The 23,477-nt window shown below is 70.4% G+C and carries 20 protein-coding genes, 1 tRNA gene and 2 pseudogenes; 10 read left to right on the forward strand and 13 right to left on the reverse strand.

The features are described from left to right. Positions 1–9: 9 nt before the first annotated feature. On the reverse strand, positions 10–216 hold the full coding sequence (locus ACIO3R_RS12115; RefSeq protein ID WP_402105384.1) for a hypothetical protein: 207 nt from the start codon (positions 214–216) through the stop codon (positions 10–12). A 506-nt stretch (positions 217–722) separates the two neighbouring features. Further along, a pseudogene (locus ACIO3R_RS12120) lies at positions 723–806 on the reverse strand (IS5/IS1182 family transposase); the annotation flags it as partial. Between the two features lie 48 nt (positions 807–854). Here ACIO3R_RS12120 and ACIO3R_RS12125 point away from each other — a divergent pair. Both ACIO3R_RS12125 and ACIO3R_RS12130 read left to right on the forward strand, forming a co-directional pair. Continuing rightward, positions 855–1,103 (forward strand): hypothetical protein, encoded by a 249-nt coding sequence (locus ACIO3R_RS12125; protein WP_402105386.1) that lies wholly within the window; start codon positions 855–857, stop codon positions 1,101–1,103. A gap of 134 nt (positions 1,104–1,237) precedes the next feature. Further along, on the forward strand, positions 1,238–1,423 hold the full coding sequence (locus tag ACIO3R_RS12130) for a hypothetical protein (RefSeq protein WP_402105387.1): 186 nt from the start codon (positions 1,238–1,240) through the stop codon (positions 1,421–1,423). Between the two features lie 91 nt (positions 1,424–1,514). Here ACIO3R_RS12130 and ACIO3R_RS12135 read toward each other — a convergent pair whose 3' ends face one another. Together ACIO3R_RS12135 and ACIO3R_RS12140 are read right to left on the reverse strand one after the other, a co-directional pair. Further along, complete coding sequence (locus tag ACIO3R_RS12135) at positions 1,515–1,955, reverse strand: VOC family protein (RefSeq protein ID WP_402105389.1); 441 nt, start codon at positions 1,953–1,955, stop codon at positions 1,515–1,517. Positions 1,956–2,193: 238 nt separating this feature from the next. Next, entirely contained in the window at positions 2,194–4,314 is a 2,121-nt protein-coding gene (locus ACIO3R_RS12140; RefSeq protein WP_402105391.1) for a phosphocholine-specific phospholipase C, read from the reverse strand. 449 nt (positions 4,315–4,763) lie between these two features. Between ACIO3R_RS12140 and ACIO3R_RS12145 the strand changes: the two genes are divergently transcribed. Further along, on the forward strand, positions 4,764–5,018 hold the full coding sequence (locus ACIO3R_RS12145; RefSeq protein ID WP_385344107.1) for a hypothetical protein: 255 nt from the start codon (positions 4,764–4,766) through the stop codon (positions 5,016–5,018). A gap of 521 nt (positions 5,019–5,539) precedes the next feature. Here the strand turns inward: ACIO3R_RS12145 and ACIO3R_RS12150 are convergent. From ACIO3R_RS12150 to ACIO3R_RS12160, 3 genes are read right to left on the reverse strand one after another with little or no spacing between them, the layout of a single operon-like run. Next, the gene (locus ACIO3R_RS12150) at positions 5,540–6,394 is read right to left on the reverse strand and encodes a phosphatase PAP2 family protein (protein WP_402105393.1); all 855 of its coding nucleotides are present in this window, start codon (positions 6,392–6,394) and stop codon (positions 5,540–5,542) included. Beyond that, positions 6,395–7,348 (reverse strand): YihY/virulence factor BrkB family protein, encoded by a 954-nt coding sequence (locus ACIO3R_RS12155; protein ID WP_385033208.1) that lies wholly within the window; start codon positions 7,346–7,348, stop codon positions 6,395–6,397. It abuts the gene before it with no gap. Further along, on the reverse strand, positions 7,348–9,090 hold the full coding sequence (locus ACIO3R_RS12160; RefSeq protein WP_402105396.1) for a diacylglycerol kinase family protein: 1,743 nt from the start codon (positions 9,088–9,090) through the stop codon (positions 7,348–7,350). Before ACIO3R_RS12160 ends, ACIO3R_RS12155 begins: the two co-directional genes overlap by 1 nt. A gap of 403 nt (positions 9,091–9,493) precedes the next feature. Here ACIO3R_RS12160 and ACIO3R_RS12165 point away from each other — a divergent pair, with 403 nt between their 5' ends. Beyond that, the gene (locus ACIO3R_RS12165; protein ID WP_402105398.1) at positions 9,494–10,078 is read left to right on the forward strand and encodes a DoxX family protein; all 585 of its coding nucleotides are present in this window, start codon (positions 9,494–9,496) and stop codon (positions 10,076–10,078) included. Positions 10,079–10,353: 275 nt separating this feature from the next. Then, on the forward strand, positions 10,354–10,827 hold the full coding sequence (locus tag ACIO3R_RS12170) for a hypothetical protein (protein WP_402105400.1): 474 nt from the start codon (positions 10,354–10,356) through the stop codon (positions 10,825–10,827). 702 nt (positions 10,828–11,529) lie between these two features. Here ACIO3R_RS12170 and ACIO3R_RS12175 read toward each other — a convergent pair. After that, a tRNA-Pro gene (locus tag ACIO3R_RS12175) sits at positions 11,530–11,603 on the reverse strand. Positions 11,604–11,731: 128 nt separating this feature from the next. On the opposite strand from ACIO3R_RS12175, the gene ACIO3R_RS12180 reads away from it, so the two are divergent. From ACIO3R_RS12180 to ACIO3R_RS12195, 4 genes and pseudogenes are all read left to right on the forward strand, one after another. Then, positions 11,732–12,433, forward strand: a complete 702-nt coding sequence (locus ACIO3R_RS12180) for a transketolase (RefSeq protein WP_402105402.1) — start codon at positions 11,732–11,734, stop codon at positions 12,431–12,433. A gap of 55 nt (positions 12,434–12,488) precedes the next feature. Beyond that, the gene (locus ACIO3R_RS12185; RefSeq protein WP_402105403.1) at positions 12,489–13,391 is read left to right on the forward strand and encodes a transketolase family protein; all 903 of its coding nucleotides are present in this window, start codon (positions 12,489–12,491) and stop codon (positions 13,389–13,391) included. 143 nt (positions 13,392–13,534) lie between these two features. Then, positions 13,535–14,290, forward strand: a pseudogene (locus ACIO3R_RS12190) (PKD domain-containing protein); the annotation flags it as partial. A gap of 42 nt (positions 14,291–14,332) precedes the next feature. After that, complete coding sequence (locus ACIO3R_RS12195; protein ID WP_402105655.1) at positions 14,333–15,115, forward strand: carbohydrate-binding protein; 783 nt, start codon at positions 14,333–14,335, stop codon at positions 15,113–15,115. A gap of 17 nt (positions 15,116–15,132) precedes the next feature. On the opposite strand, the gene ACIO3R_RS12200 is transcribed toward ACIO3R_RS12195, so the two are convergent. Continuing rightward, positions 15,133–16,080: an NAD-dependent epimerase/dehydratase family protein gene (locus ACIO3R_RS12200; protein ID WP_402105405.1), complete on the reverse strand. Its 948-nt coding sequence runs from the start codon at positions 16,078–16,080 to the stop codon at positions 15,133–15,135. Between the two features lie 217 nt (positions 16,081–16,297). Between ACIO3R_RS12200 and ACIO3R_RS12205 the strand changes: the two genes are divergently transcribed. After that, a complete protein-coding gene (locus tag ACIO3R_RS12205) occupies positions 16,298–17,023 on the forward strand; it encodes a TetR/AcrR family transcriptional regulator (protein ID WP_385034090.1) in 726 nt (241 codons plus the stop codon). A 134-nt stretch (positions 17,024–17,157) separates the two neighbouring features. Here the strand turns inward: ACIO3R_RS12205 and ACIO3R_RS12210 are convergent, their stop codons facing one another. Genes ACIO3R_RS12210 through ACIO3R_RS12225 form a run of 4 tightly spaced genes read right to left on the reverse strand, consistent with a single transcriptional unit; the run spans position 17,158 to position 23,418 of the window. Next, positions 17,158–19,371: a right-handed parallel beta-helix repeat-containing protein gene (locus tag ACIO3R_RS12210; protein WP_402105407.1), complete on the reverse strand. Its 2,214-nt coding sequence runs from the start codon at positions 19,369–19,371 to the stop codon at positions 17,158–17,160. Further along, on the reverse strand, positions 19,368–20,834 hold the full coding sequence (locus ACIO3R_RS12215) for a M1 family metallopeptidase (RefSeq protein WP_402105409.1): 1,467 nt from the start codon (positions 20,832–20,834) through the stop codon (positions 19,368–19,370). Before ACIO3R_RS12215 ends, ACIO3R_RS12210 begins: the two co-directional genes overlap by 4 nt. Beyond that, positions 20,831–22,504: an extracellular solute-binding protein gene (locus ACIO3R_RS12220; protein WP_402105411.1), complete on the reverse strand. Its 1,674-nt coding sequence runs from the start codon at positions 22,502–22,504 to the stop codon at positions 20,831–20,833. Before ACIO3R_RS12220 ends, ACIO3R_RS12215 begins: the two co-directional genes overlap by 4 nt. A 53-nt stretch (positions 22,505–22,557) precedes the next feature. Further along, positions 22,558–23,418: a carbohydrate ABC transporter permease gene (locus tag ACIO3R_RS12225; protein WP_385034080.1), complete on the reverse strand. Its 861-nt coding sequence runs from the start codon at positions 23,416–23,418 to the stop codon at positions 22,558–22,560. Between the last annotated feature and the right edge of the window lie 59 nt (positions 23,419–23,477).

Consider the following 23,477-nt stretch of genomic DNA (forward strand, 5'->3'; position numbering starts at 1 on the left):
ACCGAGGCTTCAGGAGTCCTCGTTTGCGGCGAACACGTTTTCCGCCACCGTCTCGAGGCGCGTGTCCATTGAGGCCTGTCCGCACGCCTCGGTTATCCCATCCATGAACTGCTCGACGGTCATCGAATCGGAGCCTCCGTCCCCCTCGGTACCGTCTGCGGGCATCACCTTGCGCAATAACCACTCGGCGCCGACGAATCGGCCCTCGTCGCCCATATATGTGAACCAGGTGGCGCAGGAACGCGCCCCGTAAGCCGCGTAATCAGCGGTCTCGGGGTTCGGGGAATCGTCCTCGCCACATCCCACGGCGAGAGCCAGGAGAAGTGCCCCAACTGCCGTACTGACAACCTTCACCCGTACCCCCTTTTCAGCAGCACCTGATGCGGTGCAATCCCACGCGGGAAGTCCCCCAACGTTAACTCTCTGCCCTGACAACAGGTCAGGCTCGACGCAGACTCCTGCTGTCGTATCGGCTCCGCCAGGGGCGGCGTGCAGGCACGCACGGACCGGAGCTTGTCCGATGGGTCATGTCGCAGTAGGAATGAGCCTGTTCGCGGAGATGGTTGAAGATGGTAGCTACCCTCGCGGTAGGCTCGGCGCGAATCAGGCCGACAGTGTTCTGATCGGTCCGCTGCTCCACTTCATGCGCGTCGCGCGAGTGCGGCGCGCCACCGCGGGGAGAGGGTTTTCGGCGGCCGCTGCTTCGTGTTTCTTCTTCATGGTCGCTGATAGACCGATTTCCACGTGCCGAAGCGGAATGGCAGGTCCCGCCACGGCGGGCCAGTCCGTTGCCGGAACAGCGCTCCGTAGTCTGCTCCGGCACAGGACGACATGATCTTTGGCGGGAGACTCTGATGGCAGGCGGCAGCAGATACAGCACGGACATCGGCGGCAGTCATATCGGACTGGTCGTCGCGATCATTGCGCTGGTCGTCATTGCCCGTTTCTCCGGACCTCGCTGGACTCTGACCGTGGCGGGGTGCTTCACCGCCTGGTTCATCCTCGCGCTGACCATCATCCGCATCAGGGGTGGCCGAGGCGGAGAAGCGGTTCGGAGGGCTTATGCCGCCACTTTCGGCTGGGGGGACGCGGTCACCCCCTGACAGGGGGCCGGAGTGTCGCATAGCTGCCCGACGGGCAGCAGCCGTAGCGCACGGGCCCGGCAGGTGCCGTCGCCCGTCCGGCCCACGCCCCGCCCGAGTCGCGAGAGCGGGCAGAGCGACGTACACCGGAAGGTATGAGCGACGCGCGGACGACATGGCACCCGGGCGAGATCGTGCCGGAGAGCGGGATCCACGCCTGTGACTGCGGCGCGGCCCACCACTGGAGCACCGATGTGAAGGGCCACCGCTTCCCTCCGTTCCCGGCAGGCTGCTCAGGGAGTGCGTGGGCGCTGAAGACAGATGCCCACCCGGACACCTGACCAGCCCTGACCAGCCCTGACCGGCCCTGACCGGCCACGGAAATCGGAACCTCGAAGATCGCGTCCGGCTGCGGGATCCGGTCTCTTCTCCTCAGGACAGTTGCTCGGCCAGTCCGACGATGATGCCCTCGGGACCGCGGATGTAGCAGAGCCGATAGCTGTCCTCGAACCGGGCGATCCTGCCGACCAGTTCGGCGCCGTGAGGCCGCAGGCGGGCAACGGTGTCGTCGATGTCGTCGACGGCGAACATCACGCGGTGCGTGCCCAGAATGTTGTGCGGCCGGTTGCGCGGCCCGGCGTCGATCGCCTCGGGGCTGCGGTACTTCGCCAGCTCGAGCCGGCTGTGGCCGTCCGGGGTCCGGACCATCGCGATGTCGCAGCGGACGCCGTCGAGTCCGGTGCACTGGTCGGCGAAGAGGCCCGCGACCTCCGCCCTGCCCTCCAGCTCCATACCGAGCTCCACGAAGAACGCGATGGCGGCGTCCAGGTCCTCGACGACGATGCCGACGTTGTCCATCCGCTGAATCGCCATGACGGATTCTCCTTCTGCCTCGTGCGGCCGGTGGTGGCCTCTGATGCCCCTGGGACGGAGCCGGTGGCACGTTCTCGACCTTCCCCGGCCGCCGAACTCCGAAAGATCTGGATCGTGCCCCACCATCTCCACAGCAGACCCGCGAGCCACGGCACCACCAGCGAGGGATCCCCCGGAATGACCAAAGGCCGGTTTCGGATTTTCCCGAAACCGGCCCTTCCCCGCCGTCCGGACCCGGTCAGCCCGAGACGCTCGCCCGGCCGTTCTCGATGTGCCCCATCAGCCGGCGCCGGAAGGCGCCGTCCCCGTCGACGGTGACGTCCAGGTCGTACCAGCCGTGCGCGTCGGCCGCCGAGTGCACCACGGTGCGGCTGCGTCCGGGCTTGACCTTGACGGTCCTGGTCCAGTCGCGCAGGTCCGCCTCGTCGACGTATCCCCGTGGCCGCACGGTGAACGTGAGCGTCGTCCGCCCCGTGTTGCGCAGCGTGAGATGCAGATCGCGCTCACGGGCATCGATCCGTGACGCAACCTCGGCCGGTGCACCGTCATGCGTGGCCCCGGTGAACTCGCGGCGGAAGCCGTTCGGCCCTGTCACCGTGAACCGGTACGCCGCGTTGGTGACGGGCACCGTCCACTGCGTCGTGCCCTTCACGTCCCGGTGCTGCGGTACGGGGAACTCGCCCGCGTACGGATACAGCGCGAAGTGCGCCGACGAGCGCCCCTTGTTGCTGAGGGACACCCGCACCGCGCCGTCCACCACCTTCGCCTGCGCGTCCGGCTGGTACGGCAGTGCACGGGCCGGACGCGCGCCCGGCTCCTGAACGGGCATGTGCTGCACGAGGGGCGGCCTCGGCGACCAGCGGCCGCTGAACGGCGGAATGGCGGTCGGCTGCTGCGCCTCGGGGCGGCGACGCGCTCGTGAGAAGTCGAAAGCGGAGGTCAGGTCGCCGGTGACGGTGCGCCGCCAGTCGCCGATGTTCGGTTCCTTCACCCCGGTCCAGCGCTCCAGGAAGCGGATCACGGAGGTGTGGTCGAAGACCTCGGAACAGACGTAGCCGCCGATGGTCCATGGCGACACGACGAGCATCGGCACTCGCATGCCGAGGCCGGTGGGCTGGCCCTCCCACTGCTCCTCGGTCACCTCGGGCGAGGCGACCGGCGGCGGCACGTGGTCGAAGAAGCCGTCGTTCTCGTCGTAGTTGATGAGGACGGCGGTGTGCCGCCACACGTCGGGGTGCTTGCCCAGCGCGTCCAGGACCTTGTAGACGATCGTCGCGCTGTGGATCGGCGAGGAGACGCTCGGATGTTCCGAGTCGACGGCGGAGGGCACCAGGTAGGAGACCTCAGGCAGCGTTCCCGCCGCCACGTCCTTGGCGAACTCGTCGGCCAGCGTTCCGGTCTCCACCCGGCGCAACGCCCGCTCGAAGAGGCGGCGTTCGGCCTTGTCCAGGGTGGTGACGCCCTCCTCCAGCAGGCCGAACAGGCGCTCCCGCCCGGTTGCGTCCGCGTCACGCACGGCGGAGTAGAACGACTCCATGTACGTGTGTCCGCCGGTCTTCGCCAGCGCCTTGCGGGCGATGGCCTTGAAGGTGGCGAAGAACTCGATCTGGTTGTCGGTGAAATTCTCCCACTCGGTGTACGTGCGCCAGCTGCGCCCGGCCTTCTCCAGCCGCTCCGCGTAGGTGCCCCAGTCGTATCCGGGGTGGGTGCCCTCGTCGTAGGCGTCGTTGCCCACGGCACGCCTGCCGTTCGGCTCGTTGCCCGTCTTCCCGCTCCACAGGTGGTTGCGGTTGGGGCTGGTCGAGGAGTGGATGGAGGAGTGGTAGGCGTCGCAGACCGTGAACGTGTCGGCCAGCTCGTAGTGCAGCGGGATGTCACGACGGTCGTAGTACGCCATCGTGGCCGCCGTCTTCACGGATACCCAGCCGTTCATCCACCCGCCGGCCCACGCCTTGCCGCCGCCGTTCCAGGAGTGGTCGAGCGCTCCGATGTACTGGAGGTCCTTCTTCTGCGTCTCGGCGGCGCCGCGCACCGGGAACGGCAGAACGGAGGTACCCAGCGGTGCGGGCTGCTCGAAGACCGGCTTGCCCGAGGGCAGCTCGACGGCGTTGCGGTCACCGAAGCCGCGCACGCCCCGGAGCGTCCCGAAGTAGTGGTCGAAGGAACGGTTCTCCTGCATCAGGATCACCACGTGCTTGATGGCTCCGAGCCCGTCACGGCCTCCGGACCCCGCCGAGTGTGCCGGCTGCGCGGCTATCGCGGCCTGCAGCGAAGGCGGCAGCAGCGACCCAGCCGCCGCAGCGCCGAGCGCACCGCCGCCGAGCGCGAAGAGCCGTCGCCGTGAAATGTCCGTGGTCAAGTTGAGCCTCCCGAGTCCTGTCGTACAACCGGGAAGCTAATCAAGCCGGGTGGCGCGGGGAAGGATTCCGTACGGCTTCACGGTGAACCTCCAACAGGTCGTACGGGAAAGTCCAACCGCCCAGGACTCACCTCAGCAAACCTCGTCCTTCCGCATCGCTCACCGACAAGCCTGGCCATGGAGACGCCAAGGGAGGCGCTGCAGGTGTGGTCGGCTCGCGGCGGCCGCTGCTCCCAAGGTCGGATAGACGTGCTCAGCTGGAGCTCACCCATGGCGGCGTTCAGTACACGTGCGTCGAATGCCGGCCATCCTGGAGTTCGGCCGGCCTTGTCTCTGACTTCCTGGAGGAAGCCGCCGCCTGAGCCGGCCTACAAGGCGGCAGACCCGGTCGAAATTCCCGGCGAGGGCATTGACCGTGCCCATAGAGTCCTGCCTTGATGAAGAGACAAGTGCAGTTCACCGAGCGGGTTGCGCGGTTCCGTGACTACATGCCGGCCGAAGATCGAAAAACGTTCCTGCGTCTGGTCGGCAGGATCGCAGCCGAGCCAGAGGGCGCCGGCAGTTATCTCGCCTATACGACCGATACAGTGACCCGCTCGGTCTGGGAGGACCACGTCATGGTCGAGTACGTCGTAACGCGCTTCTTCGTGGTCTTCATCGACCTCGACATCTACGACGCGTCGCGTGGCTTCAACGAGGTGTAGCCGGCCACGCGACGGTACCGATCACCGCTCGGTGCCGTCGCGTGGGTCCGGTGCCGCCGGGGGCACTGGCCTCAGCACATCACCGGCTGAGCACGTTCGTCCGTACACAGTTGGGTACGCTCCCGTGTACGCGGACAACACTGACCGAAGTCGCATATCCCCCGTGTCCAGCATGGGTCCGCCCTGAGCGCTGTGGCGGCGACCGGGCTGCTGCATCTGCTGATCCTGGCCACGCCCAGACCGGCCACCTTCTTCGCCGGGGTCGTCACTCTCGCCACCGCCGTCATGGTGCTGCTGCCGTTCACCACGTCGGCGACGCCGGCCGCCCGGCAGGCTCGGCGGCGCTGTACCTCGCCGTCGGCGTCACGATCGGGTGCCTGCTGTCCTCGGCGGGCCGCAGCTCCATGGGCCAGGCGTACTGACCCGGCCCGGCCCAGACGGAAGGCTCCAGGTGAATTGATCACGCCCGCGATCCGACAGCGCTCGTGATTGATCATCACATGTGTGCTGTTCGGCCACGATCAGTCCGAGCGCCGGCCATGGTTCGGCCGGTCCCCGGAGCCGGGCCCCCGCGCTTCGGGGCGGGAGCGGCCGCCGGCCACGGCGTCGGGTTCGGGGTGGGGGCCGGTGAGTTCGGGCGCCAGTCCCTCTCTGACGGGAGCGTGGGCCCGGCCGGCGTCGGTGCGCCAGGTTTCGAACGCCCAGGACGTGGCTGCCACCACGGCCAGGCCGAGGAGCCAGCCTCCGGCCACGTCGCTGAACCAGTGAACGCCGAGCGCGACACGGGTGAAGCCGACACCGATCACCGACACGACGGCCAGGCCCCAGCACACGGTCCGCCAGGCGCGCGGCACCATCGGCAGCAGGGCCAGCAGCAGCACGGCACACGAGGTGGTCGCGGTCATCGCGTGCCCCGAGGGGAACGAGAAGCCCGGGGCGTGCGCGACCGGGTTCTCCAACGACGGCCTGGCCCGCTCGACGACGGTCTTGACGAGCAGTCCGATCAGTCCTCCGGCGACGGCCGTCACCGCGGACCAGGCTGCGAGCCGCCAGGCGCGGCGGTAGAGCAGCCATCCGGTGAGCAGCGCGACGGCGGCCCGCAGCGTGAAGGGGTCCCACACGCGGTCGGACAGGAACTGCAGGACGTCCGTCCAGCCGGGGTGCTCCAGGGCGGTGCGGTGGAGGCTGTCGGCCGCGCCCTCGTCGATCCGGCGCAGAGGCCCCCACCGGCCCTTGACCAGGACCAGCAGCAGCCCGAAGGGGACCGCGGTGGCGGCGGCCACGGCGATCGCGCCCAGCAGGTGGACGCCGAAGCGGCGGTCGGCCGCGCGGCGACGGCTCTCGCGGATACGTCGGGCGGTGGTGCGCACGGGCATTCAGACTCCCGGGTCGGCGTGGATCGGGCCGGGTACCCGGGCTCGTGACGCCTCCAGCTGGGCGGCGAAGGACAGGCCCAGGAACAGGGCGATGGACGTGAGATAGGCCCACAGCAGCAGGGACATGAAGGCGCTGAGCGGCCCGTACACCGTGTCGAAGGAGTGGCTCACCTGGAGGTAGAGGCTCAGCAGCCAGGTGAGCAGCGTCCACAGCACCAGGTAGACGGCCGAGCCGAACGCCAGCCAGGTGTAGCCGGGCTGGGCGCGGCGGGGCGAGCGCCGGAAGATCGCGCTCGCCGAGATGAGGGCGAGGAGCAGCCCGAAGGGCCAGCGCAGGATGTTCCAGGCCGTCTGGGCATCACCGTCGAGGTGGTAGACGCTGACCGCGGCGGTGGCCAGGTCGCGGCCGGCGACCATGACGACGAACCCGAGCCCCAGGGGCAGTCCGGCGCTCAGCGACATCACCAGTCCTCGCAGGTACTTGCGGTGGAAGGGGCGGTCGCGTTCATTGCCGTAGATCCGGTTGGCGCCGCGTTCGATCTGGCACATCGCGGTCGTGACATTGACGAGCGAGAAGACCAGCCCCAGCCAGAGAGCGAGTGCCGCGCCATCGCCCGCTTCCTCCCGGCTGCGCCGCAGGGCGTCGTCAACCACCTCGGAGCTTGGCCCCGAAGCAAGCTGATGGATGGTCAGTTCTGCCATACGGCCAACGCTTTCGGTGTGCATGGCCGAGGAGAGGCCCACGAACGCGATGGCCATCGGGATGAGGGCGAGCACCGTCTGCAGGGCCAGCGCACGGGAGTGGCTGAAGCCGTCGGCGTAACGGAACCGGACGAAGGAGTCGCGCACCAGTGGCCAACGGCCGTAGCGGCGGAGGGACTGCAACGCCTCATCGGCGGAGAGTTCGTCGCCCGACATGTCGCGGGTCACCGGGACCTTGACGACGGTGCCCATCAGGCCACGTCCAGCGGCTGCATGACGTTCAGGGCACCCGTGGCGACCGTCACCGTCAGCCGGCTGCCCGGGGCGACGGGGTCGCCGTCGATCTCACGGGGGCACGGTGCGTCGAACCGCAGCTCGGCCCGGCGGAAGGTGAAGTACTCCACCCGGAGGCTTCCGCCCTCTCCCTCCGTGGTGTTCAGGGGGGTGGGGCGCGGGGCCCCGGAGCGGCCCCGCAGCACCGTGGTGAGCGCCCGCAGCCAGCCGGACGGTCCGTGCGGGTCCAGGATCATGAGGTCCAGGAGGCCGTCGTCGGGGCGGGCGGAGGGCAGCAGGGTCACACCGCCCTGAACAGTGCCGACGTTGCCGACGAGGACCATGCGAGCCGTGCGGTGCAGGGCGGGGGCCCCGTCGAGGCGCACGGTCAGCCGCACGGGGGGTGTGGTGAGGGAGGAGAGTCCGGCCAGGGCGTAAGCGGGCCAGCCAAGGACGGACTTGGCCCGTTCCGCGGTCTTCTCCATGATCGCGGCGTCAAGTCCGGCCCCGGCCATGGCGGTGAAATGGGTCGCGGGGAGCTCGTCGCCCTCGATGCGGGCCAGGTCGAGGGGGCGAGGGACGCCACGGAGCGCGGCGTCCAGTGCCTCGACCGGAGTGAGGGGCAGGCCCAGGTTGCGGGCGAGGAGGTTGCCGGTGCCGCTGGGCACGATGGCGAGCGGGACGCCGCTTCCCGCCAGGGCGTCCGCGACAGTGCGCACGGTGCCGTCACCGCCGCAGACCACGATGAGCCGGGCGCCGTCGGCGAGGGCCCGAGCGCTCTGGCCGACGCCGGGGTCGTCCGCCGTGGTCTCCACGAACACCGCCTCGTGGAGGCCGTGACGCTCCAGGACGGCGCGCAGGGCCGCCTGGTCCCGCGGCCGGGTAACGGTCGGGTTCACGATGACGGTGACGGGGCCCGAAACGACCGCGGTGCGCCCGGCCGCCGGAACAGCACGCTCCGGCCGCCCGGCGGGCGGGGTGACCACCTCGGGCCGGGCGAACAGCGCGGACCCCACGATCATCAGCGACAGCCCGCCGTTGACCAGGCCTCCGACGACATCGGTGGGGTGGTGCATGCCCCGGTAGAGGCGGGACATGGCGACGAGCAGCGGCAGGAGGAGCAGCAGAGTGGCGGCGATCCTGCGCCACGGGCCGCGCATCCGGGAGAGGGCGAGGAAGGCGAGGCCCGCGTAGAGCGCGGTGGCGGCACCGGTGTGGCCTGAGGTGTAACTCGACGTCGGCGGGGAGGCGTCGAGTCGGTCCACATCCGGCCGCCGGCGGTCCACCGACAGGGTGATGAGCAGGAACACGAGTGCCTGGAGCGAGACGGACACGGCGAGAAAGGCCGCCTGGCGCCACATCGGCAGCCGGGGTATGAACACCAGCCCGAGGCAGGCCAGCAGGGTGATGGCGATCACCGTCAGGGTGTTGCCCGCCTCGGAGCCGATGAAGGACACGGTGGTGAGGGCGCCCGTGCGGAGGTTTTCGAGGCCCTCGTCGACGCGGTCCTCGGCGGTCATCGGCCAGACGCGGGCGGCCGGGCCGGTGATGAGCAGCCCGGCGCCCACCATCAGCGCGGCCTGTCCGACGGTGAGTGCGGCGATCCGGCCGGCCGTGCCTCCGAGGCCGCGGGGCAGCGCGAAGGCCCTGCTCCCGCGCGGAGTCCCGGTGGCGCCCGCATCGGACAGTTCGGCGGGTCTTCCCGGCACGGTGATCGGCATCGACACTCCCCTGTGTGGGCACGCCTCGCGGCGGCTGACGTTCACGACGGCCTCTCCATCGTCCGAAACCGCGTGTGCCCCGGAACTCGTCCGGCAGACCACCTGCCTGCGACCGAGCACCTACGGGAACCGCCCGCCGGGTGGCGAAGGCGCGGGCGAACGGGGTTCGCGGGCCGCCGGGTGGGCCCGTCGAGGACGTCGAGGACACTGTGGACGCGGAACGCGAGGGGCGCGCCGAGATCAGCTCATACGCACGGGCACGCACCCCAGGGAACCCGCTTCGGGGGAGCGACGCCACGGGTACCGAAGACCGTGCCGACGGGTGAGAGGTGTAGGACCACCCCGCCATCCCCGTCCCTGTCTGCCGCGTATGCCGCCCGTCTCCACGGGCAGACGAAGACTCATGGCTGTACTGAGAAGAATCGCCCGCCCGCTGCTGGCCGCCCCTTTCCTCACCGAGGCGGGACACGCGCTGCGCAGTCCACGCCCCCTGGCGACCGGCACCGCCTCCTGGGCACGGCAGCTCGGCGCCAACGCTGACGATCCGGTGCGACTGGTCCGGCTCAACGCCGCCGTCCAGATCGCCGCGGGCGGAGCACTCGCGCTGGGCCGCTTCCCCCGCGCCGCCTCCCTCGTCCTGGCCGCGAGCCTCGTGCCGACAACCCTCGCCGAGCACGCGAGGTGGAAGGAGGAGGACCACGAACTCCGTAAGGACCAGCGCTTCGACCTCGCCCGCCGCATCGGTCTGTTCGGCGCGCTGCTGCTCGCCGCCGCCGACACCCACGGCAAACCGTCGGCCGCCTACCGTGCCCGCGCAGCGGCGCACTCCGGCCGGCGGAAGGCAGGCAGAGCCACGGCCGCGGCGGGCGGACACCTGCACTCAGCGATCGAAACGGTGGGCGCGAGCACGTCCGACGCACTGAGCGGCGCCGGCCGGGCAGTGAACTCCGCCGCCGGGTCCGCGCGCGCGGTACTGCCGGTCCAGTAGGACCGGACCGGCAGTACGTGTGACGTGCGGCCCCGCTCCAGCTCCGCGTGCTGTGGCGGACGGTCAGGAGAGGTACGTCACTGGCCGGCCTCCGGCCACCCCGTCTGATCTGCGCATTGACGGGCAGGAGAGGTCATGTCGCAGGGGCGCGCAGCCGAACGCGCCCGCCCCTGCGGCGACCCGGGCGGGGCCGTGAACCGAACGGGTCCGTGAACCGCAGCGACGCCGACGGAAGGTCACTACCGATGTCTCCTGTGACGGAGCAATGGGAAGATGTGCTCAGAACCCACTTCGCCCTCGGTGAGGAACTGCCCGCCGTACGGGCGGCGGCGGTCTTCTCGGCCGAATCCGGATTCTTCGCCGTCGCCGGCTGCGAAGGCGAGGACGGCCGGCGGTACTTCCGCCCCGCCGCGGAAACGGGTGAGCAGCCGCCGCACTCGGCCGCTTCGGACCAAGCATGCCTGGAAGCCCTGTGGACGGCCGGCGAGGAGGCCGGACCCGCTCCGCTCGTCCGTCTTGGCGAGGTCGTGTGGCGCCGCGAGAGCCTGGAGCAGGTCAAGGACGTGGTGACCGGCAATGAACTCGACCTGGTGCTGCTTCGCGAGGGGGACCGGAGCATGTGGGTGGTACGGACCCGGCAGGGTCTGTGCATCTTCGCGCTGGCCTACGGGGACAACGAGGGCCAGGTGGCCGAAGCTCGTTCGTTCGCCCTCGACTTCGACTCGTTCCTGGTCGGCCAGGGCTACTGAGCTCCCCGCCGCCCGACTCGCCACCCATCGACTCACCCTCGACACCCGCGACGAATATGCCCGTGACCTCGATGCCGCCCTCGGCCGGGCCCGGGATCGCAACGGCCCAGGCGTCACCAGAATCGCAGCCGCCTACCGCGCCACCGAGCAGCCCCCTGACCTTCTTACGGCGTCGCTTGGTCCAGGATCAGGCGGTGTCCGCAGGTGAGAGAACAGTGTTCGAGGTGTCCCCCCAACACCTGCGGCCGGGCGTCCGCCTCCCGAACTGGCTCGAAGGCCAGACTGTGGCCCTTGCCACCTGCTGGCAGGCCGACCTCGAACGTTGGACGGCCAGCGGCGGCAAGACCTGCTCAGGCTGTCCCATGAAGGACGTGGCATATCAGCGTAAATGGCACAAAGGGCAGTCACCCTCAGGCAGGCATTCGGCAGGTTGCCATACCCGAGCCCGCCATTACACCCGGATATCCACAAGATCACGGCGGCCGGGGCGGCGCTCTGGGCTCACTTCAGCGTGCTGCGCGCACCGCGCTCGCTGCCGAGCCCCATCGTCATGACCCGCTGACCCGCCGGCGTCATGACCCGCCGGCCCGCTGACCCGGTCAAGGACGTCGGACCTCAACTGGCCCCCAACTGGTCCCCAAAAACGATCAGGGCCGGTTTCGGATTGCTCCGAAACCGGCCCTGATCTGCGACTGTCTCCAGTCGGGACGACAGGATTTGAACCTGCGACCCCTTGACCCCCAGTCAAGTGCGCTACCAAGCTGCGCCACGTCCCGATACCCGCCTGACCTGGGGTTTCCCCGTGGCCGAACGCGCATGAGAACAATACCGCACTTCAGCGGGTGGTTACGAACGCCTTTGGGTGCTTGACCTCAACCACGCTTGATGTTGAACGCTGTGGCACATGACGAAACCGACCGCCACCCTTACGCCCGCGTACCGCGATCTGCACCGGCTGATGAGCCTGATGACCGGTGACGAGAAGCACGGCCCCGCCGCCACCTCGACGCTCGACGCCCTGTGGGTGCTGTACGACCGGGTGCTGCGGGTGACACCAAAAACAGTGGACGCCCCCGACCGCGACCGCTTCCTGCTCTCGAAGGGGCACGGGCCGATGGCGTACTACGCCGTCCTCGCCGCGCACGGGTTCTTCGGCGAGGAGCTGCTGGCCGGCTTCGGCTCGTACGACTCGCCGCTGGGCCACCATCCCGACCGGCTACTGGTGCCCGGCGCCGAGATCGGCAGCGGCTCGCTGGGGCACGGGCTGCCGCTGGCCGTGGGGACCGCACTGGGGCTGCGGGCCCAGGGGCTGACCGGTCCCCGCGTGTGGGTACTGACCGGGGACGCCGAGCTGGACGAGGGCAGCAACCACGAGGCGATCGCCTACGCCGGCCCGGCGGGTCTCGATCAGCTGCACACCGTGGTGATCGACAACGCCTCGGCGTCGTACGGCCGCCCCGGCGGCATCGCCGACCGGTTCGCGACCGCGGGCTGGTCGGTGGCCTCCGTGGACGGGCGGGACCACGAAGCGCTGTACGACGCCTTCACCGCACCGCACCCCGGGCAGCCGCGGGCCGTGGTCGCCCGGGTCGCCGCCAAGACCTGAGCCCCCGCGTCAGAGACCCACCGCAACCACGGACGGAAGAAGAGGAACACCTCACATGGACACGATGCGCGACCGATTCATCGCCACCACCTCGCGCCTGCTGGACGAGGACCCCCGGCTGGCACTCGTGCTGGCGGAGATCAGCCGGGACGGCTTCGAACGGGCCGAGCGCGCCCACCCCCACCGCGTCGTCAACGTCGGCATCCGGGAGCAGCTGCTGGTCGGGGCCGGGGCCGGAATGGCGCTCACCGGACTCCGGCCGATCGTGCACACCTTCGCCAGCTTCCTGGTGGAGCGCCCCTTCGAACAGGTGAAGCTGGATTTCGGTCATCAGGGCGTGGGCGGGGTGCTGGTCAGCGCCGGAGCCTCGTACGACTGGCCCGCCGGCGGTTTCACCCACATGGCGCCCGGGGACGTCGCACTCCTGGACACCCTCGACGGCTGGACGGTGCACGTCCCGGGACACCCAGACGAGGCCGAGGCGCTGCTGCGGGAGGCCGCCGCCGGGGATGACCGGGTCTATGTGCGGCTGTCACTGCAGTCCAACGAGCGGGCGCGCCCGGTCGGCGGGGCGGGCGGGTTCAGCACTGTGCGCGAGGGGAAGGGCGGCGTGGTGATCGCCGTCGGGCCGATGCTCGACAACATCCTCGCCGCGACCGAGGGGCTCGACACGACCGTGCTGTACGCGACGACGGTGCGACCGTTCGACGGGGACGGTCTGCGCCGGGCGGTGGGCGACCGGCCGGCCGCCGATGTCGTGATCGCCGAGCCGTACCTCGCGGGCACCTCCACGGCTGCCGCCAACGACGCGCTCGCCGCACTCCCCCACCGCATCCTGGGACTCGGTGTCGCCCGTGAGGAACTGCGCCGGTACGGGCAGATGGACGAGCATCTCAGCGCTCACGGTCTGGACCCGCGGGGCCTGCGGCAGCGGATCGACGACTTTCTCGGCCACTGAGGGCACGGCCGGGCGGCAGGCGGCAGGCGGCAGGCGGCAGGCGGCCCATTGACCGCACGGAAGACGTGAACCTAATCTGAACGGCGTACTTCAGAAAGCGCTTTCTAACCCCCATGCCGGCACCTACCGCACAGGGAGCGCCCATGAGTCACCGACCGTCGATCCATCATGCCTCAGGGAGTCCGGCGCGCCCGGCGCGCGCCCTGCTGCCGCTCGCCGCCCTCGCGTCCGGTCCGGTCCTGATCCTCGCCCTCCTGGTGACCTCGCCGCCCTCGGCACACGCGGCCGTACATCCGCAGCCCGCAGGACCGGCGGCGGTATCACCCCCACCGGCCGGAACTCCCGCAGCCCGCGAGCAGAACCCGGTCCGGCACGAAGGGATCTCCGGTGGGTGCCCGGCCACCGGCGGCCGGGCACCCACCGAATCCAAGGAGAGAGCCTCCCGGCCCGCCCGCTCCCCCCACTCCTCCCCCGGACACCTGCTCGGCGAGGTCGGGCCGGGCGCGGTCCCTGCCCACTGCACGCAAACAGAAGGCGGTTCAGCTCAGCAGAAGCCACGCGATGTCCATATATCCGCCGACCGGGACAGTGGCCCGGCTCCCCTGACCGTCAGATTCTCCGCCACCGAAGGCAACAGAGACATCACAGGCAACAGAGGTATCACAGGCAACAGGGGCATCACAGACATCACGGGCGACGAGGGTAACGAAAGCGGCAGAGGTGAGAGCGCCAGCGACGCCCATGCCGTTGCGCACCCCGCCCGACACCTCGCGTACGCATGGGACTTCGACGGCGACGGCAGCACCGACTCGACGGAGGTGAACCCCTCACACACGTACCGGAGCAACGGTTCACACTCCGCCCGGCTGGCCGTCACCGGGCCGGACGGGCGCACGACCCGGGCCGTGCGGAGGGTCGCGGTGGGGAACAGCCGGCCTGTCGTGTCGATCGAACAGCCCCTGGCCCACAGCGTGTTCGGGCCGGGTGACACGCTTTCGCTCACCGTGGGCGTGACGGACGCCGAGGACGGGCACGGCGGGGCCGTCGACTGTTCGCGAGTGGTCGTGGAGTCACCGCTCGGCCGCGTCCCGCCGCTGCGCCGGCTCGGCGGCCGCTCCGGCTGCACCGGCACGCTGGTGACCGGTCGCGGAGCGGCGGACGATGTCGCGTTCGGCCTCACCGCCCGGTACGAGGACGGCGGGGCCCCGGGCGCGCCCGCGCTCACCGGGTCCACGTCGGTGACGCTGCGAGCGGCCTTCTGCGAGGCGGAGTGGTTCACCGCGACCGGCGGTGCGCACGGGGGTGCGGCGGCGGAAAGTCACCCCGGTGATTCCGGCGGACGGCGGGCCGTGGAGATCGAGGACGGCGACTGGATCGGCCTCGGCACGGTGTCCCTGGAGAACATCGGCTCGATCACGGTCCGCGCGGCCTCCGGCGGCACCGGCGGCACCCTCGAACTGCGGTCGGGCTCCCCGGCCGGGGCGGTCCTCGGAGAGGTCTCCATCCCGTTCACCGGCGGCTGGGACCGTCCGGTGTCGCCGACGGCCACGCTGTCCGGTCCGGGACACAGTGTGCGGCTCTTCGCCGTGTTCAGCAATCCGGTGTGGAGTGCGGATACGGCCGATCTGTTCGCGCTGGACTGGCTCCGCTTCAACGGCCCGGCAGCCGGAGGCGCCCCCGCGGGGGCCGGTCGACACCCCCTGCCACCGAGCGGGCGCCCGTGACCTGAGGGCGTGCGCGCTCAGTGCGCGGCCAGCAGTTCCCCGTACCACGCCAGCGTGGCGTCGACGGTGGCGGAGAGCGGGTTCGGTACGAGGCCGAACGCCTTCTCGATGGCGGAGGAGTCGACGATCTGCGCCTCCGTGTGCTGGTAGAACATCTCGGCGTACTCCGCCATGAACACCTCGTCGAACGGCCCGAACGGCCGCGGTTCCGCGACGACGGCGAGGGTCAGCGGACGGCCGACGCGCTCCTCGACCATGGCCAGGACCTGGCGGGTGGTGAGCGCCGGGGCCGTGGGCAGGTGCCAGACCCGGCCGTCGCCGTCCGGGTTCTCACCCAGCGTCGCGAGACCCGCCGCGACATCACCGATGTACGTGTAGCTGTGCGGCAGGTCGATGTCGCCGAACGCCGGGACCTCTCCCCCGGCCAGCGCGGGCGGGAACACCGCGCCCCCGAGCGTGGAGTTGAGGACGCCGGGCCCCACGAAGTCGGCCGACCGGCCGAGCACGACCCGCAGCCGGCCCTCGGCATGAGCGGCGAGGTAGCGGGCGTCGAGCTCGGCGCGCATCAGGCCCTTGCGGGTGGTCGCGTTCCACGGGGTGTCCTCGGTCATGACCGCGCCGTGCGTCTCGCCGTACGGATAGAGCGTGTCGAGCACGACGAGGCGGGCCCCCTCCGCCTCGGACGCCGCCAGTACGGCCTGCTGGATCCGCGGCATGACCTCGACCTGGAGGTGGTAGGCCACGTTCACGCAGTGGTAGACGACGGCCGCGCCGTCGACCGCCGCTCGGGCACCCTCCGCGGTCGCGACGTCGGCGGCGAACCGGTCGACGCCTTCGAGCGCCGGCCCGTCGCCCGCCCGGTCGACGAGCCGGACCGGGTGGCCGCGGTGGGCGAGTGCGACAGCGAGTGCCGTGCCGGCGGGACCGGCGCCCAGAACAACCTGAAGATCACGTGCTGCGGACATGGGTGCTCCCTGTGATTTCGGAGTGATGCGCGTGATGCGAGTGATGCGGAGTGGCTCGGAGTGATCGCTACGACCTGGCGTCATGGCGTGACTCCCACCACCCGGCACTACAGTGCGTCGCTTCTGTTAGAGACAGTAACTCTTGCAATGAGCCATCGCAAGGTCGATTGTTAGACTCCGTAACTGACGTGAGCTTGCCTAGCGAAAGGGGCCGGGAATGGCCGAGGCGCAGTTGGGGCCACGGGCCCGGTACCGGGAGCAGACCCGGGCGGAGATCAAGGAATCGGCCCTGCGGCAGCTGGCCGACGGAGGTGTGGCAGCGCTCGCCCTCACTCGGATCGCCAAGGACATGGGGCTGAGCGGACCGGCGCTCTACCGTTACTTCGCCAGCCGCGACGACCTGCTGAACGCGCTGATCAGAGACGCGTACGACGATGCCGCGACGGCCATCGGGGCCGCGGCGGCCCGGTCGGCGGCGGTTCCGGGGAGCCCGCGCGAGCGGCTGCGCTCACTCGCGGCGGCGTACCGGGACTGGGCGGTCGCGGAACCGCACCGCTATCTCCTGATCCAGGGCTCTCCGGTACCCGGATATGTCGCGCCCGCCGACACGCTGGACCGGGCCCGTGCGGTGCTCGGGCCGTTCCTTCCGGTGTTCGCGGACGGGACGCCCGGAACGGGGGTGGCCCCGGTGGTGGAGCAGATGACGGCCTGGCTCGACTCGGACCCGGCCGTGGGCGGCTGGGTTGCCGAGTACGCGGCGGACGCCGCCGCCGACACCGCGGCCTGCGCACGGGCACTGGCCGGCGCGCTGCTCGCGTGGGCGCAGTTGCACGGATCGGTGGGCCTGGAGACGGCCGGTCAGTTCGCCGGGATGGGGCACAGCGTGGACACCCTGCTGGATGCGCAGATCGGCATGCTGGCGGACGCCTTCGGGCTGGAGTGAGCGCTCTCCCCGTGGCCGCCGGCGGAAGCCCGCGCCGGTTTCTGCGGGCAACGCGGAACGCCGGACGGGCCCAGGGGCCGGTCCGGCGTTCCGCGTGTCGTGTACGGGGGTGCGGGGTGTGTGGTGCGTGCGGGTCAGGGGTGGACGAGGACCTGGGAGAGCGCCACCCGGCCCGTTCCGGAGGTCACGATCTTCACCGTGCGGGTCCGGCTGTCCAGGTTCACCAGTGTGGGACGCAGCGCCTTCCCGCTGACGTGCACCGTCCTGTCGTCCGTGACGACGTCGAAGTCGGCCGTGGTGGAGGAGACGTCGTTCCAGACCTCGATCTGCCGGACTTGCCGGACGGCGCCGAGGTCCACCTGCCACCAGGCACCCGCCTCGGAGAGCGTGCGGGTGTCCGTGTTGGTGTCGGCGTCCAGGGCGAGTGCCGCCGTCGCCGTTCCCTCGGTCGAGGACTGGGTGGCCGTGCCGGTGCGGGCCAGGTCGGTGCGCAGCTGCTCGACCGGGCCGCCGCGGGCGCCCGCCCGTGCGGCGACGGCGAGGGCTTCGGCGGGCAGCCGGTCCAGGCCGGTGAGGTTGTCCGTCATGACGGAGCCGGTACCGCCGAGGGCGGGGGCCGCGGTGTCGGTCCAGTTGCCGCGTGCGGTGTTCCGGATTCCGTAGTCCGCCCAGTTCGAGACCCACTTGTAGCCGATACGGGTGATGACGTTCCGCTCGACGGTGATGTGTGAGGACTGCTCGTCGAGGTAGATGCCGTTGCCGTCGCGTTCGGTGTTGCCGTACGCCGAACGGTTGATGTAGTTGCCGCTGAGGACTGTGCCGGGCTGCGCGCCCTGGGTGTAGATCGCGCCGCCGTCGTGCTGCTGCTGTGCGACCTCCATGACGTCGGTGATGCGGTTGTCCATCACCTTGTTGTCGCGCAGCACGGACTTCTGGGCCTCGGGCTGGTTCCAGCCCCAGCCGACCGAGATCGCGGAGTACGGGAGGTGGTCCAGGCTGTTGTGGCCGACGGTCAGCCCGGCCTCGTATCCGGCCCAGATGCCCACCGAGTCGGTGTACTCGACGCCGGAGCGGCTGATGGTGTTGTACGCGACGGTGTTCCGCTCCCCCGCGAGCGACGCCTCCGGCATCGGTTCGGTGTCGCCGACGTACACGGCGCCCGAGGACAGGTCGGTGAAGGACGACCGGGTCAGTGAGCTGTCCTTGGTGCCGGCCTCCAGGATCGCGCCGGCCCCGCCGAGGTGGCTGAACCGGCTGCTCTCGATGGAGACCCGCCGGCCGCCGCGGACGGTGACCGCGGCGGCCGGCTTCGTGTAGTAGCGGCCCGCGTGGTCGACGGGGCCGGTGGCTCCGGTCAGGGTGAGACCCGCCTGCATGCCCGCGTAGCCCTCATCGGTGCCGGGCTGCCGGTACGCCGCGTAGGCGAAGCCGATCCCGCTGACGGTGACGTCGTGGGCGCCGTCGATGACGAGGAGCTGTTCGGTGTGCGGGGTGACGGTCTGCGCGCGGCGCATGTTCTCGCCCTTGCGCGGCAGGTAGGTGACGGTGCGGCTCTTCGAGTTCCAGACGAACTCGCCCGGCTGGTCCAGGAGTTCGGGTGCGTTCTCGAAGAAGGCGACGCCGCTGTAGCGGGTGGAGTCGACGGCGGTGGAGTCCCAGGCGGGTCCGGTGCGGTCGGTGCCGCTCGCGGAGTTGGTCCAGCAGGGCTGGACGAACGTCATGGTGTCGCCGCCGACGCCCGCGATCCGGCAGTGGTAGTCGCGCCAGCGGACCCGGATGACGGCTTCGGCGTCGGTGGGGCGCTGCCACCGGTCGATTCCGGTCGCGGTGGCGCCGGTCATGCCGGTTGCGGTGGCGTCGCAGGTGCTCGCCGCGCAGGCCTCGCCGCGGGCGCGGGTGGCGCGGGTGCCGTCGACGAAGAGCTGGCGCGGGGTGACGCCGGCGGGGACGCCGGCGGTCCAGGTGCCGTCGTTGTCGCGGTGCCAGCCGGTGATGTCCTGTCCGCCGGAGAGGACGGGGCGGGCGCCGGGGGCGGCGGTCCAGGTGACGGTGTGGCCGTTCTTCCCCGAGTCGGCGGCGCCCAGCTTCAGCGGCTCGTCGCGCTTGTACGTACCGTCCTTGAGGAGGACACGGACGTCGCGCCCGGTCTCGGCGCGGGCCAGGTCCCGGGCGGCTTCCGGGGTGCAGGGCCGGGTGGCGGTGCAGGAGGAGCCCCGGCCGTCGGGGGACGCGTACAACGAGCGGGCTCCGGGCGCCGCCTGGGCGCCGGGGGCGGCGAGGAGTGCGGCCAGGAAAGCGGCGGTGGCGGCAGTGGCGGTTGCGCGTACGGCGTTCAGGGGGCGGTTCACGCGGTGGCCTTCCAGTCGGGGTGGCCGGGCATGGGCGGGTTGACGGCCCCGAAGAGCCAGTCGCGCAGGAACGGGTCGAGGGAACGGTCGCCGGTGACGTCGACGGTGTGCCGGATGAACTGCTCGCTGGTGTACGTGGAGTCCTTGAAACGCCGGACCCACTCGCGCATGACCTTGTCGAACTTCCGCTGCCCGGCCCGCAGGCTCAGGGCGTGGAGCACGAGTGCGCCGCCGTCGTAGATGTTCGTGCCGCCGAGCGCCTTCGGCAGTCCGGGCGGGCCGTCGGCCGCGCGGACGGCGTCGAGCTTCTCGTACGTCGCCCGCATCTTGTCCGCCAGGACGGACCAGCCGCGCTCTTCGCCGTACAGGCCGGCGTAGTAGACGGCGGGGCCCTCGTTCAGCCAGGCCTGCTGCCAGTCGTGCGGGGTGACGGAGTCGCCGAACCACTGGTGGACGAGTTCGTGCACCATGGTGGTCTCGTAGCCGGGCCGGCCGTTGGCATCGGGCTTGAACCAGTTGGTGGAGAACAGCGACAGGGTCTGGTTCTCCAGGGCGTCGGTGTAGCCGTCGTAGATGTGGACGCCGTACACGGAGAACGGGTAGCGGCCGAACCTCGCCTCCAGCCAGTCCAGATGGTCCGGGGTGCGGGCCACGACCGGGCCGTACTTCTCCTCCTGGCCCTGGGGGACGATGTGGCGCAGGGGCAGGCCGCGGTGGCCGGTGCCGTACAGGTAGGTGCCCTTGACGACGGCGATGCCGATGAGTTCGGTCGCCATCCGCTCGCGCAGCGCGAAGTGCCAGACCGTGGAGCCGTCGGAGCGGCGGGACTTGTGGGTGAGTTCGCCGTTGGCGGTGGCGACGAAGCCCTTGGGGGCGCTGATGTGGAAGGTCCAGGTCGCCTTGTCGGACGGGGTGTCGTTGCACGGCAGGAAGGTGTCGGCGCGCGAGGACTGGGCGGCCGAGGCGAACCCGCCATCGGTGCCGAACTTCCAGCCGGTGAGGCCGAGTCGGGGCGCCTTGCCGTTGCCGCGGTAGCGGACCTCGACGGTGAACGCCTGCCCGTCGTGGAGCGGCCGGGCCGGGATGATCGTGAACTCCTGGCCGCTCTGGCCGGGGTTGAGCTCCCAGACGGCGCGGCGGCCGGAGACGGTGACCGCGTCGATGGTGTGGCCGTCGGTGTCCAGGTTGAACGCGGAGAGGTCCTGGGTGGCCCTGGCGTTGATCTTCACGGTCGCGGTGAAGTCGTACGTCACCGGAGTGAAGTCGAAGGTCAGGTCGTAGTGGAGGACCTGGTAGCCGCCGTTGCCGAGCGTCGGGAAGAGCGGGTCGCCGACCCCGTTCGAACCGGGCCTCGGGTCGAAGCGGTGCGGCTGCGCGGCGGCGGTCCGGCCGAGGGCCGGTACGGCGACGGCTGCTGCGGCCGCCGCCCCGCCGAGTCTGAGGGCCGTGCGTCGTGTCGTCACTTCTTCCCCTTCTGCGCCGCTTCCTCGAATTCGCCGCGGGCCTGCTCGGCGCCCTTGGCCAGGTAGTCCTTGACCAGCCGGTCGTAGGCGGACATGGGCTTGCGGCCGGAGATGATGTCCTTGAGCGCGTCCAGCTTGAACGTGTAGAGGCTGCCGTAGCCCTTGGAGTCCCAGGTGGGCGAGGAGTACTGGAGCGTCGGGTCCTGCTCCATGATCGGGATCATCTTGGTGAACGCCTCGTGCACATGGCGGACGCCCTGCTCCGAGTCGGCGCTGAATACGGCCGGGACGGCGGAGGAGATGAACTTCCAGGGCACGGTGACGTCCTGGGTGCCCTGCTTGGTGAGCGCCGGGTTGCCCTTCGCGTCGCGGGTGAAGTCCTTGCCCTCGACGCCGTAGTTGATGAGCGTGTATTCCTCGCTGCCGAACGGTGACGCGGCGAAGTCGGCCAGCGCCAGGATCTGCCGCACCCGCTCCTCGGAGCCGTTCTTCAGGTACGTGTTCTCCAGCTTGACGTTGTCCATCCAGGCGACGGGCGCGGAGCCGAACGGCACGAAGGGCCTCGGGTCGTACTTCTTGTCGATCGCCTTCATCGCGGCGATGTAGCCGACCCCGGGCGCCAGATAGGTGGGTATGCCGTCGTAGACGTACGCGCCCTTGCCGTTCTTGAACATGTCCGTGTACTGGGCCTTCTGCGCCCCGGACATCTGGAGGGTGCCCGGGTAGTAGCAGCCCGCCTTGTACAGCGACCGCGCGGTCTCCACCGCCTGGCGGAACTCCGGCGTCTCCAGGTCGGTGGTGAACTTGCCGGTCCCGGAATCCATCCGCCAGGCGTACGGTGCGCCGGCCGACATGGCGAGGACGTTGGTGGCGCCCGCGATGATCGCGTACTGGTCCTTCTTGGGGCGGGTCAGTTCCTTGCACGCCTCGACGAACCGGTCGAGGCCGGTGATCTGGTCGAGGCTCGTGATGCCGATCTCCTCGAACAGGTCGTGCCGGTAGAAGCCCGCGCCGCCGGTGCCGGTGCGCGCGATCGGGATGCCGTAGAGCTTTCCGCCGAAGATGGCGGACTGCCAGGCGCCCTGCGGTATCGCGGCCAGGTTGGGGTAGTCCTTGACCTTGTCGCCGGCGAGGTACGGGGTCAGGTCGGCGCACTTGGCCCGCAGGAAGGCCGCCTTGTTGTCGACGCCGCCGACCTCCGGGTACATGAAAAGGTCCGGCAGGCTGTCGCTGGCGATCATGGTGGAGAACTTGGTGCCGTAGTCGTCCGCCGGGACAGCGGTGATGTCGACCCGGCCGCCGAGCAGCTTCTCGATCGCCTGCCAGGCGGCGTTCCTGCCGCGTGAGGGCGGCGGCGGCGAGAAGGTCTCCATCGTCGCGCGGATCGGCTCGGCGCCCTTGAGCGGCGTGCCCCTGGTGGCCCTCAGCGGCTTGGCCGGGTAGCTGAAGAAGCCCTGCGGAACGCCGGCCGCGGTGCCGGCGAGATCGGGCTTGAGACCGATGTTGCGGATCGCGGTGTCGGGGAGCAGCGAGGCGCTCTTGGCCTCGGCCTTGGCGGTCGTGCCGCCGTCGCCGCAGGCGGCGAGCAGCGGGGCGGCGGCCAGTCCCAGACCGATGCCCGCACCCATGCGGAACAGCGCTCTGCGGTTGACGGGGGTTGAGCTCGGCACCTGAGTCTCCTTGGGAGAGGGGGAGGGAAGGAGTGGGGGGCGGTGGTTTGCGCTCAGCCCTTGACGGCGCCGGTGAGCACGCCCTTGGTGAAGTAGCGCTGGAGGAACGGGTAGACGCAGAGGATCGGTACGACGGCGATCACCAGGACCGCCATCTGGACGGCCTGCTGCGGGGCGAGTACCTCGCCGGCCGAGGCGGAGTTCAGGCTCTGGCCCTGGAGGACGTAGGTCCGAAGCACCATGGGCAGCGGCCATTTGTCGGAGTCGTTGAGGTACAGGAGCGAGTTGAAGAAGGCGTTCCAGTACGTCACCGCGTAGAAGAGGCTGATCACGGCGAGGACGGCCTTGGACAGCGGGAGGACGATGCGCAGCAGGATGCGGAAGTCGCCGGCGCCGTCGACCTTCGCCGCGTCGTAGAGCTCGTCCGGCAGGTTCATGAAGAAGGACCGCAGGACGACCAGGTTGAAGGCGCTGACCAGGGTGGGCATGACGAGCGCCGCGTAGGTGTCGTACAGGCCGAGTCCCTTGACCAGCAGGAAGTTCGGGATGATGCCCGCGTTGAACAGCATGGTGAACAGGGCGATCATCAGGATGGCGCGGGAGCCGGTGACGTCGCGGCGGGAGAGTCCGTACGCCATGCCGACGGTGACGAGCAGGCTGGCGAGGGTGCCGAGGACGGTGATGCCGACGGAGACGATCAGTGCCCGGGTGACGACCCCGCCGGTGAAGATGGTGCGGTAGGCGTCGAGATTGGGGTGGTCGGGCCACAGGACGAGACCGGAGGCCTTGATGATGTCGGTCTGCGAGGCGAAGCTCGTGCCGATGACGCCGACCAGCGGATAGGCCACCGCGAGGACGACCACGACGACGGCCACCGCCTTGGCGGTCTGTCCCATGCGGGTCGGGCGTTCCATCCACGGCGGTCTGCCGTCGGTCCTGCTCCTGCGGGCGGGCCGGGGCCCGGGCGCGGTGG

Origin of the sequence: Streptomyces sp. NPDC087428 (genome assembly GCF_044744085.1) — a bacterium.
In the GTDB taxonomy this organism is placed as follows: domain Bacteria; phylum Actinomycetota; class Actinomycetes; order Streptomycetales; family Streptomycetaceae; genus Streptomyces.